At 74.3% G+C, this 16,033-nt stretch carries 13 protein-coding genes and 1 pseudogene; 5 read left to right on the forward strand and 9 right to left on the reverse strand.

The genetic code is table 11. The features are described 5' to 3' along the window. Window positions 1-79: 79 nt before the first annotated feature. Complete coding sequence (locus ABD207_RS01000; protein WP_344009162.1) at window positions 80-1,300, reverse strand: M6 family metalloprotease domain-containing protein; 1,221 nt, start codon at window positions 1,298-1,300, stop codon at window positions 80-82. Between the two features lie 458 nt (window positions 1,301-1,758). Here ABD207_RS01000 and ABD207_RS01005 point away from each other — a divergent pair, with 458 nt between their 5' ends. After that, window positions 1,759-3,705 (forward strand): putative bifunctional diguanylate cyclase/phosphodiesterase, encoded by a 1,947-nt coding sequence (locus tag ABD207_RS01005; protein ID WP_344009164.1) that lies wholly within the window; start codon window positions 1,759-1,761, stop codon window positions 3,703-3,705. 16 nt (window positions 3,706-3,721) lie between these two features. Here the strand turns inward: ABD207_RS01005 and ABD207_RS01010 are convergent, their stop codons facing one another. The 7 genes and pseudogenes from ABD207_RS01010 to ABD207_RS01035 form a co-directional block, all read right to left on the reverse strand. Then, window positions 3,722-4,825, reverse strand: a complete 1,104-nt coding sequence (locus tag ABD207_RS01010; RefSeq protein ID WP_344009166.1) for an LLM class flavin-dependent oxidoreductase — start codon at window positions 4,823-4,825, stop codon at window positions 3,722-3,724. A gap of 297 nt (window positions 4,826-5,122) precedes the next feature. Further along, window positions 5,123-5,266: pseudogene (locus tag ABD207_RS32055) on the reverse strand (CysS/YqeB C-terminal domain-containing protein); the annotation flags it as partial. 83 nt (window positions 5,267-5,349) lie between these two features. Beyond that, entirely contained in the window at window positions 5,350-6,684 is a 1,335-nt protein-coding gene (locus tag ABD207_RS01015) for an AAA family ATPase (RefSeq protein ID WP_344009224.1), read from the reverse strand. Window positions 6,685-6,695: 11 nt separating this feature from the next. Further along, window positions 6,696-8,291, reverse strand: coding sequence for a hypothetical protein (locus tag ABD207_RS01020; protein WP_344009168.1), 1,596 nt, complete (start codon window positions 8,289-8,291; stop codon window positions 6,696-6,698). Next, window positions 8,282-9,415 (reverse strand): hypothetical protein, encoded by a 1,134-nt coding sequence (locus ABD207_RS01025; RefSeq protein WP_344009226.1) that lies wholly within the window; start codon window positions 9,413-9,415, stop codon window positions 8,282-8,284. Before ABD207_RS01025 ends, ABD207_RS01020 begins: the two co-directional genes overlap by 10 nt. Then, window positions 9,366-10,370: a phosphatase PAP2 family protein gene (locus ABD207_RS01030; RefSeq protein WP_344009170.1), complete on the reverse strand. Its 1,005-nt coding sequence runs from the start codon at window positions 10,368-10,370 to the stop codon at window positions 9,366-9,368. Before ABD207_RS01030 ends, ABD207_RS01025 begins: the two co-directional genes overlap by 50 nt. Before the next feature lie 294 nt (window positions 10,371-10,664). Continuing rightward, window positions 10,665-12,143 (reverse strand): NsdA family TPR-like regulatory protein, encoded by a 1,479-nt coding sequence (locus ABD207_RS01035; protein ID WP_344009172.1) that lies wholly within the window; start codon window positions 12,141-12,143, stop codon window positions 10,665-10,667. A gap of 270 nt (window positions 12,144-12,413) precedes the next feature. On the opposite strand from ABD207_RS01035, the gene ABD207_RS01040 reads away from it, so the two are divergent. Continuing rightward, window positions 12,414-12,791: a hypothetical protein gene (locus ABD207_RS01040; protein ID WP_344009174.1), complete on the forward strand. Its 378-nt coding sequence runs from the start codon at window positions 12,414-12,416 to the stop codon at window positions 12,789-12,791. A gap of 68 nt (window positions 12,792-12,859) precedes the next feature. Then, window positions 12,860-13,723 carry a spermidine synthase gene (locus ABD207_RS01045; RefSeq protein WP_344009177.1) on the forward strand — a complete coding sequence of 288 codons (864 nt, stop codon included), beginning with the start codon at window positions 12,860-12,862 and terminating at the stop codon, window positions 13,721-13,723. 178 nt (window positions 13,724-13,901) lie between these two features. Here the strand turns inward: ABD207_RS01045 and ABD207_RS01050 are convergent, their stop codons facing one another. Next, window positions 13,902-14,474: a hypothetical protein gene (locus ABD207_RS01050; protein WP_344009179.1), complete on the reverse strand. Its 573-nt coding sequence runs from the start codon at window positions 14,472-14,474 to the stop codon at window positions 13,902-13,904. A 144-nt stretch (window positions 14,475-14,618) separates the two neighbouring features. Between ABD207_RS01050 and ABD207_RS01055 the strand changes: the two genes are divergently transcribed. Together ABD207_RS01055 and ABD207_RS01060 are read left to right on the forward strand one after the other, a co-directional pair. After that, window positions 14,619-15,338: a response regulator transcription factor gene (locus tag ABD207_RS01055; RefSeq protein WP_344009181.1), complete on the forward strand. Its 720-nt coding sequence runs from the start codon at window positions 14,619-14,621 to the stop codon at window positions 15,336-15,338. Continuing rightward, window positions 15,335-16,033, forward strand: a 699-nt coding sequence (locus tag ABD207_RS01060; RefSeq protein ID WP_344009183.1) for a HAMP domain-containing protein, incomplete at its 3' end; no start/stop codon positions are given. The genes ABD207_RS01055 and ABD207_RS01060, both read left to right, overlap by 4 nt.

The following is a 16,033-nucleotide window of genomic DNA, read 5'->3' on the forward strand; positions in this document are numbered from 1 at the left end:
GAGGGCCTTCCCCGTTCCCGGGATCCCGGGAACCCTGACCCGGTGTTCCCGGAATCGGCCTCGCGGCCGCCGGGCCGGATCACCCGGTGGTGATCTTCACCGTCCAGGCCCCCGAGGCCGTACGCTCCTCCACCTCCACCCGCACGTTCTCGTCCGGCACCGTGAAGCTCTCGCCGAGGGCGACCGGGGCGTCCGCCAGCGGTGGGTAGACCGAGTCCTCCCAGCAGGCCTCCGTCCCCGGGTGGGCGTCGATCACCTCGACGGGGCCGCTGCCGGACCGGGTGCCGCTGGCCACCCGGTAGACCAGCACCCCCTCCCGGCAGGCCGCCGCGTCGTTGCCGACCGGGCCGCGCGCCTCGAAGGCGAGCACGCTGTCCGGGCCGGTGCGCACCACCGCGAGCTTCACCCCCCGCCCCAGCCCGAAGGACGGTGCCCCGGCGGCGCCCGTCACCGGCACCCCGGGCCCCGCGCCCAGCGGCTCCAGCGTCAGCCGCACCGGACCGCCGCCGCGCACGCACCGCACCTGGCGCGGCTCCAGCCAGCCCAGCTTCCACTTGTGCCAGGCGAACAGGTCGGGGGCGAGCGCGAACTGGCTGCCCATCAGGTCCCAGTCGCCGACATGGGTGTCCCAGTCGCCCTTGCCGTCCACCGGCCGGTTGTAGAGGTCGGGCAGGTCGAAGACATGGCCGGTCTCGTGGGCGAGGACCAGCCGGTCCGGGGGATGGTTCTCGAACACGGTGACGAAGCGGCGGATGTCGCGGCCGTCGGCCCGCAGCGGAGAGTCCAGATTGACGACCTTGGTGGCGTCGGAGTCCACACCGGGCGCGTCCGGGTCGGCGACGAAGTACACGATGTCGTAGCGCGAGAAGTCCACGTGCGCGTCGGACGCCGCGAGCGCGTCCCGCAGATAGGCCGCCCGGTGGGAGACCGTCCAGTCGCGCTGTATGGCGTATGCCGTGGACGGGCGCGGCATGCGGATCCACTGGCGCAGCGGGTGCGGGCGCAGGGTGAACTTGCCGTAGGAGGAGCGCCGGAAGAAGTCGCTGGTGGAGGGGAAATGGTCGGCGGCCAGCTCGGCGGGCGTGGTCAGCGGGGGGGAGTCCGGGAACGACAGGAACACCATCACGGCGTCCAGCTCGCGGCGGGGCCGGGGGTAGGTGGCGTTCCAGGTGTCCAGGCCCTCCGAGTGGTGCGCCTCGGTCCTGGTCAGGGTGCACGCGGCGGTGGAGAAGGGTTCGTCGTCGACCGAGGGGGCGGTGACGAGCGAGGTCGCCGCGAGCGCGGACATGGTGGTGCACATCGCGGCCGTGGTGCGCAGCCGGGGCCGGGCCGTGGCCGTCAGTCGCCCGGCCGGCCGAGTCCGTCCACCCAGTCGGCCCAATCCCCTCAGAGCCTCGCGGCCGAGTCCTCTCAGGGGGAGCTGACGCGGCACGGGGACCTCCGGGGGGACGGCTCACGGGACACCGCACCCAGACTGGGAGGATTTGTCGTACTGCGCCCTGTTCGGCTGGGCCGCTCGGGTGAGGAGTGCGTCCGTCCGTGCGGTTCCGACACCCCGAACCACTCACGGAACGTCACAACTGGTCGGAGGCCCGAAGAACGCTTCCAACTGCGGGCAGAAACGATCTGGCAGAGATGCGGGACCGTCCCCGAGGCTGGACAGTGGCTGGAAGGCCCCTGGGCCAGCCTCTATGATCGGCACACTTTCCTGAGACTTTCCTGCACGGACAGCGATCGAGTGCACTGCGGGAGCGAGCGGTGAGCGGAACGTCCGAAGGGCCGGCGCCCGCAGATCTCGACCGGCCGGTCGTCACAGAGAGTGAGATCGTCACGTCTCCCGGTACCGAATCCACGCCGCAGCCGACAGCCCTGGCCGCCCCGTCCGACCCGTTGACCGGGCCGGACCCGGAGGCCGGGCCGGCCCCGGAGCCCGCGCCGCCCTACCGCTCCGTCTTCACGGCCGCCCCGCTCGCCATGGCCGTCGTCGACCGCGAGGGCATGGTCGTCAGCGCCAACGGCACCCTCGCAGCCCTGCTGGGCAGCGACCCGGACAGCCTCACCGGGGCCGTCGCCGCCGACCTGGTGGACCTGTCCTCCGACGCCCGCACCTGGCACGCCTACCTCGAGGTGCTGCGCGGCCGGCAGGCGAAGCTGCGCTGCACGCGCCGGCTCAAGCACCCCGAGGGCCACTCGGTGTGGGTGCAGGTCACCGTCACCCCGCTGCCCGAGGCGGACGGTCCCGTCCTGCTCTCGGTCACCGACATCAGCTCCCGCCGCGAACTCCAGGCCAGGCTGCGGCACTTGCAGATGCACGACCCGGTGACCCGGCTGCCCAACCGCACCCTGTTCTTCGAACGCCTCACCGCCGCGCTGGAGGCCGAGTCCTACGAGCAGAGCGGCACCGGCCGGATCGGCCTGTGCTACCTCGACCTCGACGGGTTCAAGGCCGTCAACGACACCCTCGGCCACCGCGTCGGCGACCGGCTGCTGTCCGCCGTCGCCGAACGCCTCGTCCGCTGTGCCGAGGAGGCCGGGCGGGCCCGGGCGACCAGGGCCGGCACCCCGCTGGTGGCGCGGCTCGGCGGCGACGAGTTCGCGCTGCTGGTGGAGGACACCACCGGCACCGAGCAGGTCGCCGACCTCGCCGAGTCGCTGCTCGCCGCCATCCAGGAGCCGTACGACCTGGCCGGGCAGCGACTGTCGGTGTCGGCGTCCATCGGCGTGGTCGAACGCCATGCGGCCGGCACCACACCCACCGCGCTGATGCAGGCCGCCGACACCACGCTGTACTGGGCCAAGGCCGACGGCAAGGCCCGCTGGACGCTGTTCGACCCCGAGCGCAACGCCCACCGCATGACCCGGCAGGCCCTCGCCTCCACCCTCCGGCCGGCCATCGAGCGGGGCGAGTTCGCGCTGGAGTATCAGCCGCTGGTCGGCATGGAGGACGACCGGGTGCACGGGGTGGAGGCGCTGATCCGCTGGAACCACCCGCAGTTCGGCACCCTGACGCCGAATCGGTTCATCGGACTGGCGGAGGAGGACGGCTCGATCGTCCCGCTGGGCCGCTGGGTGCTGCGCACCGCATGCCGCCAGGCCCGCCGCTGGCAGGTGGAGCACCCCGACGAGCCGCCGATCTTCGTGAGCGTCAATGTGGCGGTGCGCCAGGTGTGGGACTCGGACCTGGTGACGGACGTGGCCGAGACCCTGGCGGAGACGGGCCTGCCGCCGCATCTGCTCCAGCTGGAACTCACCGAGTCGGCCGTCATGGGCTCGGCGGGCCGCCCGCTGCAGACGCTCAAGGCGCTCAGCGACATGGGCGTGCGCATCGCCATCGACGACTTCGGCACCGGCTACTCCAACCTGGCCTACCTCAGCCGCCTGCCGGTGTCCGTCCTCAAGCTCGACGGCTCCTTCGTCCGCGGCTTCCAGTACGAGGAGCGGGCCGCGGCCTCGCCGAACCCGGCGGACGAGGTCATCGTCGAGGCGATGGTCCAGCTCGCCCACCGGCTGGGCCTGACGGTCACCGCCGAGTGCGTGGAGACCTCGGCCCAGGCCACCCGGCTGCGCCGCATCGGCTGCGACACCGGCCAGGGCTGGCTCTACTCCCGGCCGGTGCCGCCGGATCGTATCTCCGAGCTGCTGGACAGCCCCGAGGCCGGGGTCCAGACGGGCGCGGGCAAGTCCTGGCCCCCGGCTATCAGTTGACCGTGGACAACCATGCTCAGCCGGCCGGGAAGCCGTACGCGTCCGCGATCAGCTCATAGCTGCGCAGCCGCGCCTCGCCGCTGTGGGCGTTGGCGGTGAGCATCAACTCGTCGGCGCCGGTGCGCTTCTGCAGCTCGTCCAGACCGGCGCGGACCTCGTCCGGGGTGCCGTGCACCACGTTGGCGTTCCAGGAGTCGACGAACTCCCGCTCCATGGGCGAGAAGGGGTAGGCCTCGGCCTCCTCCGGGGTCGGCACCAGGCCGGGCCGTCCGGTCCGCAGCCGCACCATGCTGAGCGCGGCGGCCAGCACCTGCCGGCGGGCCTCCTTCTCCTCGTCGGCGGCGAGCGCGGCCACCCCGATCAGGGCGTAGGGCCGGTCCAGGACGGCGCTGGGCCGGAAGGACTCGCGGTAGAGGTCGAGCGCGGGGATGGTGTTCCGCGCGGAGAAGTGGTGCGCGAAGGCGAAGGGCAGCCCGAGCATCCCGGCCAGCCGGGCACTGAAGCCGGAGGAGCCAAGGAGCCAGATCGGCGGCCGGTGCGGCGACTGCACACCGCCCGGGGAGGTGCCCTGGACCGGCCCCGGCACGGCGTGGATGCGCCGGTAGGGGTGCCCGTCGGGGAAGTCGTCGTCCAGGAACCGGGTCAGCTCCGCGAGCTGCTCCGGGAAGTCGTCGGCGCCCTCGTTCAGGTGGTCGGTGCGGCGCAGGGCCGCCGCGGTCGCCCCGTCCGTCCCCGGAGCGCGGCCGAGCCCCAGGTCGATGCGGCCCGGCGCCATGGCCTCCAGCGTGCCGAACTGCTCGGCGATCACCAGGGGCGCGTGATTGGGCAGCATCACACCGCCCGAGCCGAGCCGGATGCGGTCGGTGTGGGCGGCCAGGTGGGCGAGGATCACGGCCGGGGAGGAGGAGGCGACGCCCGGCATGGAGTGGTGCTCGGCGACCCAGTACCGGTGATAGCCGCGGGACTCGGTGAGCCGGGCCAGGGCCACGCTGGTGCGCAGCGCGTCGCTCGCGGTGCGCCCGGCGCCGACCGTGACCAGGTCGAGGACGGAGAGGGGCACGGGGGCGGTGCCGCGTGCGGTGCCCCGGATCTCGTCGCCTGTCTCGTCGTCTGCGGTCACGGTGGGGTGCCTCCTGTCGTACTGGGCCGTACTCGGCGTGCTGCGCTGCGCGGTGCTGTGCTGCGCCGTGCCCTAACAGGAGACGGTCTCCGGTTATTCCGTGCGGGCGCCTTGCGGGAGGAGCGGGCCGCCGGGGGCGCAGGCTGCCCTGGTCCGCCTGGCGCTCAGGCCACTGGGGGACGGGACCATCACCGCCCGCGCGCTGCCGGCCCTGTGAGCAGCAGCCCGCGTCCCGGTCGCTCCGGGGCGCGGGCCGTGCGGGGACGTGAGCGGCTCCGCGACCTGCGTGTCCCGTGCTCAGGTGCGGCGGGGGGACGACCGCCAGTACTGGCGGTTCTTCTCGTCGCGTACGGTCACGCCGAGGCGCTTGAGCTCCTCGCGGAGTTCGCGGGCGTCGTCGGTGTCGTCTCGTTTGCAGGCGCCGGCGCGGGCCTTGAGGAGGGCGTCGGCGCCCGTGCCGTGTCATCGGCCGATGGTCTACGGGGGTGCGCTTCGGTCGCGGCCGGGGGGCCGTCTGCAGGGGGTTACGGCGTCCAGTCCACGCGGTGGCCGGCCAGGTGCGCCAGGACCGCGTGGTTCGCCTCCCAGCCGTCCGGGAACTTCACCACGGTGCCGAGCTGGACCGGTTCGGTGGACGGGTAGTCGTCCAGCAGCTCGGTCACGCCGTCCCGGCAGACCACGATGCAGGCGTGCCGGTGGCGGGAGGTCAGCACGCACAGGCGGCCGGTCTCCAGGTGGAACGCGGTGGCGTCGGGGCGGCCCGACAGCGGGTGCAGGACGACCGTGACGTCGTACTCGCGGCCCTGGAGCCGGTTCGCCGTGTCGACGGTGACCTCCGTGACGCCCAGGCGCGCCAGCGCCGCGCGCACCGCCGCCGCCTGGTCGCGGTGGGCCGTGCCGACGGCGATGCGGTCGGCGGTCAACGGGGCGGGATCGGGGGAGCGTTCGGAGATCGCCGCTCCCTCGCGGTCCAGCAGCCGGCGGACGACCGCGGCCACGGCCCCGACCGCCTCCGGGTCGGTGCGCGGCGTGTGGGCGGCGGGGAGCCGCAGCAGCCCCCAGCCGGTCTCCGCGGCCTCGTCGATCACCCGGTCCGGGGCCGAACCGTCGGACGGGACGGCGAAGGCGAGCCGGCGGTCGTCCGGGCCGGTGCCGCTGCGGAACGGCGTGTACGGGTAGAAGGCCTCGGACACCAGCGGGGCCGCCGAGGCGGGCAGCCGCCAGGAGACCGGCAGCCGGTGCTGCGGAAGATCGGGGTTGTGGGCCAGCAGCGTGGTGACGGCGGAGGCCGAGGGGTCGTAGGACAGGCCCGCCCACTGCTCGCTGCCGACGATGGCGAACGGGTCCAGCTGGCCCGGGTCGCCGACGAACAGCGCCCGCTCGAACAGCCCCGCCACGGCCAGCAGCGCGTCCGAGCGCATCTGGTACGCCTCGTCGACGATGGCGTGCCGCCAGGGCTCGACGCCCTTGACGTGCGCCCACTTCGCCGCGGTCGACAGCACCACGTCCAGCCCGGCCAGGTCCGCCGCCTTCGCCGAGGTGCGGACGTTCGGAAGGTCGTCGAGCGCCTTGTCGTAGGGGTCGGAGTCGCTGCTGTGCAGGCGGCCCACCGGCAGGTCCGGGTTCTTCTCCGCGAGCCGCAGCACCAGGTCGTCCACCTGCGCGTTGGTCTGCGCCACCACCATCAGCGGGCGGCCCGCCGCGGCCAGTTCCAGCGCGGCGCGCACCACCAGCGTGGACTTGCCGGCGCCGGGCGGGGAGTCGACGACCACACCGCGCGCGGAGCCGTGCAGCGTGTCGCGCAGGATCGCCTCGGTGGCGAGCGCGGCGGCGGCGCCCGGGCCGGCCACGTCGCTCATGACCTGAGCGGTCACAGGATGTCCTCCTCCGTCACCGGGTCGGCGGGCTCGGCCACCGGCTCCTCACCGGGCGGGCCGCCATGGGTCCAGGGCGTCTCCTCCGGGTCGGGGAGCTTGGCGCCGCCGCGCGGTTCGTGCTCGAAGAGCGTGAAGCAGAGCCGGTCGCCCTTCTCCGGCACCGACCCCGGCTCGGGCTCGCGGCCGCGTCCCATCCGGTCCAGCACGCGCAGCACCAGCACGCCGCCGTCCTCCTCGCGCGCCACCAGCTCCGCCGTCTGCGGCTTGCCGTTGGACGAGCGGTACACCCGCGCGCCCTCGGCCAGATGCGGGCGGTCGTCCGTGCGGACGGTCACCAGCGGGCGGGGACTGGGGCGTCTGCTCTCGGTCCAGGTCATCACCACATCGGTGACCTCCCCTGCGAACGCCTCCCCCGACAGCCGGCGGGCCGCCATCACCAGCGGATCGTCCAGCGCTTCCTGGGCCTCCAGCCGGGCCTGCTCACGCTCCCGGGTGGCGAGCTTGGTGGCCGCGGTCACCGCGTCGTCCCGGCGCGGCTGCGGCGGCTCACCGGCCAGCACCCGCTCCCGGTGGCCGGTGTACGACCAGCGGTCGCGGGTCCAGCGCTCGGCCACATGCGCGCCCTCGGGCAGCTCCCGCAGCAGGTCCAGGCCCTGCCACACCGCCCGCCAGGTGGGCAGCGTACGGCTCTCCACCAGGTCGCGGATGCGCCGCTCGGCGGCGGTGAGGTCGCCGAGCCGGGCGTCGGCCTCGATGCCGTCCTCGGCCGCGGCGAGCGCGGAACGCGCCCGGTCGTAGGCCTCGATGGCGGGGGCGAGCAGCTTGTTGTCGAACGCCGGGTCGGTGGCCGGTCCTGCGGGCGGGTACAGCAGCTGGCCGTCGGCGTCCCGCGCCAGCTCCCGCTCCCGGGCCGCCTCCGCACCGCTGCGCCCCTCGGGCGGGGCGATCCACGCCAGCAGCGCCCCCAAGTGCTGGTCCTCCAGGCTGGACTGGCCGGTCGCCCAGTGCCGGGAGAGCACATCGGTCATCGCCAGCAGCAGCGACGACCCGGGCACCCGCGCCCGCTCCCCGAAGTGCGTGAGCCACCGCCCGAGCAGCGGCACCCGCGGCGGCGCCGGAAAGGGGGCCTGCGGGTCCTCCTCGGCCGTGCGCCGGAAGCGCATCGAACGGCCCAGCAGCCGCACCAGTTCGATGCCGGCCCGGCTCGGCACGATCAGCTGGGGCGCGTCCGCGCACAGCTCGACCTCCACCTTGACCCGCTTGCCGGTCTCCGGATCGGTCCTGGTGCGCTCGGCGGCCTCCACCGTCTCGCCGTAGGAGTCGACGTACGGCAGCACCATGTCGGCCAGTTCGGCGAGGAACGCGAACCGCAGGTCCCGGTCGCGCGGCTGGGGCACCACCAGCAGCCTCGGCGCGTCCCGGTCGGTGCCGACCAGCGCGCCGAGCGGGGCGCCCGCCTCGCCGGCGGTGGTCAGCGGCACGAACACCAGCGGACGGTCCGACAGATGCCGGTGCCGCACGGTGGCGGCGGGCTGCGCCCGGCCGCTGCTGACCGCCTCGAGACGGGCCAGGGTGGTGATCAGCGACACCCGGCCACCTCCCGCTCCGCCAGCGCCTCCGCACGCAGGGCCGCGGCCCGGCGCAGCGCCGCCACGGCCGGATCCTCCGGGTCGCCGGCCTCGCCGCGGGCCGCCGCGAGCACCTCGTCGACCGTCGACAGACCGCCCAGCTCGGCGCGGACCGGGCGGCCCAGGCAGGTCACCGCGCCGGCCTCACGGGACCGCTCCCGGCAGTGGAAGGCCAGCTCACAGGCGGACAGGCACTCCGGCGCGTACGTCGCCGGGACCGACTCCACGGCCGCCGCCAGCTGCTCGGCGGGCAGTTCGGGCGAGAAGCAGACGCCCTCGGGGAGCGCGTCGGCGATCTCCTGGATGCGGGTGAGCCGGGTCAGCTGCCGGGCGGTCACCGCGCGCTGCTTGCGGACGTCCACGGCGGAGGCCGTGGGCAGGTTGGAGAAGTCCTTGGGGCAGACCAGCAGGATGCGGTGGCGCACCCGGGCGGGAGGGCCGAGCCGCGCCGCCACCTCCTCCAGCGCCAGCACGTACACGGCCGCCTGCCGGGCCGCGGCGCCGACCTTCGCCGGGTCGGCGGAGCCGTCCAGCATCGGGAACGACTTGATCTCCACGACCGACCAGCTGCCGTCGGGGTGCACGATCACCGCGTCCGGCTCCAGGAAGGCGGGGGAGCCCGCCACGTCGAGGGCGAGCATCGGGTGGTCCAGCAGCGTCCAGGTGCCGGCCGCCTCGGTGGCCTCGCGCAGGGCGAGAACGGTGCGCGCGGTGCGGCCCTCGGGGCCCTGCGCGGTCAGGTCCGGCACGCTCGCGCCGGCCGGCGGCTCGGCCGAGCGGTCCAGCTTCTCGTGCGCCAGCCGCAGCAGCTCCGTGCCGCCGTCGGCCTTGACCTTCGCCTCGAAGGCGTTGCCCCGCACGAAGGCGAACTGCGACTGACCGAAGACCGAGGGGGCGCCCAGCGCGCTCGCCAGCCTCGCCTTGTCCACCCCGGCGCCGTCGAGGATGGCGCGGCGCCGGCAGCCCGGGTTGGCGGCGAGGGCGGCCAGGGCCCGCGCGTCCAGCGCCTTGGCCGGGACATCCGGGCCGCGCAGCTCAGCGAGCCGGTGCCGCAGCGCCTTCTCCCGCGTCCGAGGAGGAGGCACCCGGCTGCTCGGCTCCTGACTCGAACCGTGACGCTCGCTGCCGTGGAATTCGTTCACCCGCGGAAGTCTGGCATCCGGCACTGACAATCGGAGCACCCGCACCGGACGTGTCCGCGGCGGCGGACGACGTGACCGCCGCGCCGGAAGCGGAGCCCGCCGCGGGAACGGCCGCCGCGGCGCCCGTCCGCAGGCGCGACTTGATCCGGTCTGCGGTGCGCAGGGCGAACGGCGTGAGCAGCAGACCGGCGCCCATCACGGCGGCACCGGCCGCCGCGTCGAGGAAGTAGTGGTTCGCGGTGCCCATCACCACGATCGTCGTCACCAGCGGGTACACCACGGCGGCGATCCGGGCCCAGCGGCTGCTGCTGTACTTCCACAGCATCACGCCGCACCACAGCGCCCAGCCGACGTGCAGGCTCGGCATGGCCGCGTACTGGTTGGTCATGCCGCCCAGGCCGCGCGGGGCGCTCGCCTCGCCGCCCCACCAGCCCCAGGAGCTGAACTGGGCCATGGTGTCCACGAAGCCGTGGCGCGCCTCGAGCAGCCGCGGCGGGCAGGTGGGCAGCAGGGTGAAGCCGATCAGGCCGATGAACGTCGAGGTCATCAGCCAGGTGCGCTCGACGCGGTAGCGCACGGCGCGGGAGCGGAAGAGCCAGACGAGGATCGCCGGCGTGACCAGGTAGTGCAGGGAGGCGTACCAGAAGTCGGCGGGTATGCCGATCCAGGGCTCGTTGGTGAAGAGGCGGTTCAGCGGGTGCTCGGCGTTGAGGTACAACGCCTTCTCTATTCGCAGGATCGCCAGACCGTGGTCCACGGCGTCCGCGACATCGCCCCGTACGATCAGCCGGCCCGCCGAGTAGCAGGCGTACACCACGACGATCAGCGGCAGCTCGGTCCACCAGCGCAGCCGGGTCGCCGGGGCTCCCTCGGTGCCCGGTGTCTCGCTGTGCGGCATCCGACCGCCCTCCCCGTTCTTCTTCGTGCGACGCGGCCCGTCGGCGGTCAGCCACTCTACGGTGTGGTAGACGCCTCGCGTGGGGCGCCCTCGGCCCTGAGAGACGTCCAGATCGCCCTCGGGGTTGCTCCGGAACAGGGTGCGCGATCGCGGGGAGATCATGCCTGTGAATTTCGTCCCGCAAGGTCCCGCCCCTCGCCGCTGACGCGGACGGCACGCAGGTATGAGTGGACATACGCGGGCATCCGCCGGCAGCGGCGAGGAGCAGGGGACCTTGCAGGAACCGCGGGCGGGCTACGCGGACAGCGAGCGGGAGCCCGGCGCGGACAGCGAGGCGTGACGGTCGAGGAAGGCCGAGACGCACGAGGCGCGGCGGTGCGGCAGCAGCACGCGGGCGGTGCCCGCCAGCATCGTCTGGACACGGGACGACTGCACGTCCGTCAGCAGGTCGAGCACCCGCATCCCCGCGACCGCCGCCTCGTCGGGGCGTCCGCCGCGGGCCAGGTCGTCGGCCAGCTCCGCCGTGTAGAGGGCGATGTTGCGGGTGAAGTGCGGGTCCTGCAGCTCCGCCGCCCGGCGGGCGTGCCGGGCGGCGCGCGGCCAGTCGCCCAGCGTCGACCAGCACTGCGCCTCGAGACCCTCCAGCTCGGCCTCGCCGTAGAAGGTCATCCACTCCGGGTCGGCGTCACTCGGGCCGCGGTCGAAGTACGCCTGCGCCCGGGCCAGCGCCTGCTCGCAGCCCGCGCGGTCGGCGAGCCCCGCCCAGCCGCCGGCCTCCCGCAGCGCCAGCAGCGACATCAGCCGGGCCGAGCCCAGCGGGCGGGCGACCCGCTGGGCGGCCTGCGCCGCCCGCACCGCCTCCCGCGGCCGGCCCGCGTCCCGCGCCAGGAACGCCGTGTTGCAGAAGGCGTGCGCCTCCAGGCCCGGGTCGCCCGCCATCCGCGCGGTCGCCAGGGCCTCCGCGTAGTGCGAGCGCGCGTCGTCGAAGCGGCCCGAGTCGTGCGCCAGCCAGCCCACCGAGATCGCCAGTTCACCCGCGCCCGAGTACAGGCGGTCCGCCGTGCGCTGCCGGGTGGTGCCCGCGTCCAGCAGGGCGTAGGCGGCGCGCAGCGGAGCGGCCGCCCGCCGGTAGAGCCCGTCGGCCCCGTGCCGGTCGTCCAGCAGCCGGATCCGGCGCACCGCTTCCTCCAGGGCGCTCGCCTCGCCGGTCCCCGCACGGCGCACCGTGCGTTGTGCCGCCGAGGCGTCCGCGGCGAATGCCAGCGGGCCCAGTGAGGCGGCGGCCACCGTGGCACCGCCGCCGGTCATGAATGCGCGACGCAGCACGTCGCTCTCCTCGTTGTCGTGCGTGTCGTACGGGTCCGACGTGTCATAGGTGTCATACGGCTCGTACGCCCCGCTGGTCTCACTCGTCGCGTTCGCCGGGTCCGCGGTGTCCGGCGGGGGCGTGGCCCCGTCGTCGTACCGCGCCCGGCGCCCGCGTACCGCCGAGCGGGGCAGGAAGCCCAGGTCGGTGAGCGTGCGGCCGGGGAACATGTGCAGGAAGACCCGTTCGTAGGCGTAATTGGGGCAGCGGATCTCGCCCGTCTCCACCCGGTGCACGTACCGCGCGTCGCAGCTGACCCGCTCGCCGATCTCGCGGGCGGCCCGGCGGACCGCCGCGGCGAACTCGGCAGGGGAGCGCGATCCGCGCAGCTCCCGGAAGACGAGATTCGGCCGGGGTGGCCGGTGCGGCTGGGCTGGCTGGGGCGAGGGCACCGTCGACGACGCCATGGCCGGGTCCTCTCTGCGAACCGTCGAACCATGCCGGAAGCGGGGTGAGTCGCGGGCGGTTTGCCCGTGAGACGCCCTGTTTCCGGCGGGCAAGAACGTACCTGCTGTGACGGATCCGCCACGCAGGGTTTGGCTACAAAACCGGATATCTCATCCGTGATCTGCCATGAAGTGCCATCCTTTGCGGCGCACTTCCGGCGTAGCCGTTGACGCTTCGCGGCGTTGAACCCTGTGCAGGGTTCCGTGCGCGGAGTTTGTGTGGAGGCCGAGATGGTGACCAGTGCGGCAGGTTCGGCGGGTTCGGCGGATTCCGTGGGCGCCCCGGTTGCCGCGTGCGATGTGGTGACGGTGCCGGCCCGGCAGGGCCTGGAGGCGGTGGACATCCTGCGGCGGGGGGCCGGCGACGAGGCGGTGGGACCGGTGCTGCACGACGACGGCGGGGACACGCTCGCCTTCCTGGTGCCGCCGGGGACGGCCGCGGCGTGGGACGTGCCGGGCAGCGTCTGCACCGGGACGGAACCGGCGGCGGAGACGGGGGAGTGGCTGCTGCCGCCCGGCGAGGCGGAGTTGGCGACGGACCCGGCGGTGCTGCGGGAGGCGCTGGGCGAGGCGCGGCGCCTGATCGACGCGGCCGACAGCTGCCAGTGAGCGGATGAGGCCGCCCGGCCGGGACCGCCGCCGCGGCGGGTGAGCGGGCCGCTTGCGACAATGCGGGCATGGGAAAGGCCAGGAGGCGGCGGCAGAGCGAGGGCGAGGATCTCGTCGTTCAGGTGGACGGCGGGCTCGCCCAGCTGGTGCCCGACCGGGACCGGGCCCGCGGCTGGACCCTGCTGATCGACGGGGCCCCGCAGTCGTACGTCGATCTGGACGACCCCGAGTACCTCTCCTTCGAGTACCAGCGGCGGCTCGGGCATGTCGTCGATCTGTGCGCCCCGGCGGGGAAGCCCGTGCGGGCCGTGCATCTCGGCGGGGGCGCGTTCACCCTCGCCCGGTACGTCGCCGCGACCCGGCCCCGCTCCACCCAGCAGGTCGTCGAGCGGGACGCACCGCTGGTGGAACTCGTCCGCAGCAAACTGCCGTTGCCGCCCAGGGACCGCATCCGGGTGCGGCCGGCGGACGCCCGGGACGGGCTCGCCAAGGTGCCCGACGGATGGGCGGACCTGGTCATCGCCGACGTGTTCAGCGGGGCACGGACCCCGGCCCATCTGACCTCGATAGAGTTCCTCGACGAGGTGCGCCGGGCGCTCGCACCCGGCGGGATCTACACGGCCAACATCGCCGACGGCCCGCCGCTGCCGTACCTGCGCGGTCAGATCGCCACCGCCGCCGCCCGGTTCGCCGAACTCGCCCTGATCGCCGACCCGGCGGTGCTGCGCGGCAAGCGCTTCGGCAACGCGGTGCTGGTCGCCTCCGACGCGCCCCTGCCGGTCGCCGAGCTGACCCGCCGGTCCGCCTCCGACCCGCATCCGGGGCGGGTCCAGCACGGCAGGGAGCTGCGCGACTTCACGGGCGGGGCCGTGCCGGTGACCGATCACGCGGCGGTCGCCTCGCCGGCGCCTCCGCCGTCCGCCTTCCGCTGAGCGACGGAGCGACCGAGCGACGGTGGGACTTAGCGGCTGGGCGGCCGGGCGGCGGAGCACGGGACGACGGGGCGGCCGGGCGGCCGAACGACGGGGCGGCCGGGCGGCCGAGTGGCGAGTGGCCGAGCGACGGGACGACCGGGCGGCCGAACGGCCGGGTGGTGCGCGGCGATCCGCCTCAGTACGTCCCGATCTCCACGCGCGGCGGTCCGTCGTGCCAGGTGCAGAACACCGACACCCGGTCCGCGCCCGAGCTGAACTCCACCCGGATCCAGGTCTCCGTCTTCCACACCTGCATCGACCAGCCGGCGCCCGGCGTCGCCGACACCAGCGTCGCCGAGGTCTCGCCGAGGTCGAACACCGCCCGGCCGCCCTTGGTGTCGTAGCTCTTCACCTGGCCGGAGGCGGTGGGCGCGGGTGCCTGAGTCCGGTCCTGGGCCGATGCGGACGGAGGGGAGGGCGAGGGCTTCTTGCCGGCGGGAGTCGAGGGAGTCGCCGGGTCCTTGGTGTCCCCGCCGCTCTTCGCGGCCTTCTCGGTGTCCTTGGCGCCCCCGGCCCCGGACGGGCGTCGCGTGGAGGACGAAACCGGCTTGGACTCCTGCGTCGTGGAGTCGGCCGCCGAGACGGACAGGGCATGGGGCGGGGTGTAGGCGGTGGCCGCCATCACCGTGTGGACACCCCACCACGACAGCGTGACCGCCGCGCCCGTGGCGAGCAGCCAGGCCAGTACGTGTACGAGTCCTCTGCGCATCGTCGGCCCATACTGCCTCACCCGCCACACTCGTGTCGCGGTCCGGGGACAAGACCCGGGCAAGACGGGACGGGCTTCGCAGGCGGCTTCGGAGTTGTCCACAGCCCGCCGCCGGGGTCGCCCGTATGGCGTACGGTGCCGCCCATGGCAAGTGTTCTCGTGGTCGAGGACGACCAGTTCGTACGTTCGGCGCTCATCCGGCACCTCACCGACGCCTCGCACACCGTGCGCAGCGTGGGCACGGCGCTGGAGGCGCTGCGCGAGGTCGCCCATTTCCGCTTCGACGTGGTCGTTCTGGACCTCGGACTGCCCGACCTGGACGGCTCCGAGGCCCTGAAGATGCTGCGCGGGATCACGGACGTGCCAGTGATCGTGGCCACCGCCCGGGACGACGAGACGGAGATCGTGCGGCTGCTGAACGCCGGCGCGGACGACTATCTGACCAAGCCCTTCTCCGTGGAGCATCTCTCGGCCCGGATGGCGGCGGTGCTGCGCCGCGCCCGGTCCGGCGGGGCCGAGGCGGCGCCGTCGCCCGTGCTGCAGGTCGGCGGCCTGACCGTCGACCCGCTGCGCCGCCAGGCCGAACTGGACGGCGTACGGCTGGATCTGACCAGACGTGAGTTCGACCTGCTCGCCTTCCTCGCCGCCCGGCCCGGAGTGGTGGTGCCGCGCAAGGAACTGCTGGCCGAGGTGTGGCAGCAGTCCTACGGCGACGACCAGACCATCGACGTCCACCTGTCCTGGCTGCGCCGGAAGCTCGGCGAGACCGCGGCCCGGCCGCGCTATCTGCACACCCTGCGGGGCGTGGGCGTGAAGCTGGAGCCGCCCGCGGAGGCGGCGCCCGGTGCGGAGCAGGCGCGATGAGATGGGCCCTGGTGAAGGTGTCGCTGGCGGTCACCGCGATGGTGGTGCTCGCCTTCGCGGTGCCGCTCGGCCTGGTCATCCGGGAACTGGCCCGGGACCGGGCCTTCTCCAACGCCGAGCGGGAGGCCGCGGCGGTCGCCCCGGCGCTGTCCATCACCACCGACCGCGACCAGCTCGAACGGGTCGTCGCCTCGGCCGGCGGCGAGATGGCGGTGCACCTGCCGGCCGCCGACGGCGAGCAGGCCTCGGACATCGGGCGGGGCCGCGCCGCCGCCGGGGACGTCGAGGCGGTGCGCAAGGTGGGCCGCGCCTCCACCGCCTCGGTGCCCGGCGGCTCCGCGCTGCTGCAGCCGGTCGCGCTGAGCACCGGTGAGATCGCCGTGGTCGAGGTGTACGTCCCCCAGTCCGAGGTGACCGCCGGGGTCGGCACGGCCTGGGCGGTGCTCGCCGGGGTCGGGGTCGCGCTGATCCTGGGCTCGGTGGCGGTGGCCGACCGGCTGGGCGTGCGGATGGTGCGCCCGGCGCAGCGGCTGGTGGAGGGGGCGCACGAGCTGGGGGAGGGCAAGCTCGGGGCGCGGGTGCCCGAGGAGGGGCCCACCGAACTGCGGCTGGCCGCCGCGGCGTTCAACTCCATGGCCGACCAGGTGGTCCAGCTCCTCGCCAACGAGCGGGAGCTGGCAGCCGACCTCTCCCAC

The sequence above is a fragment of the Streptomyces thermospinosisporus genome (genome assembly GCF_039526425.1).
GTDB classification, from domain to species: Bacteria; Actinomycetota; Actinomycetes; order Streptomycetales; family Streptomycetaceae; genus Streptomyces; species Streptomyces thermocarboxydovorans.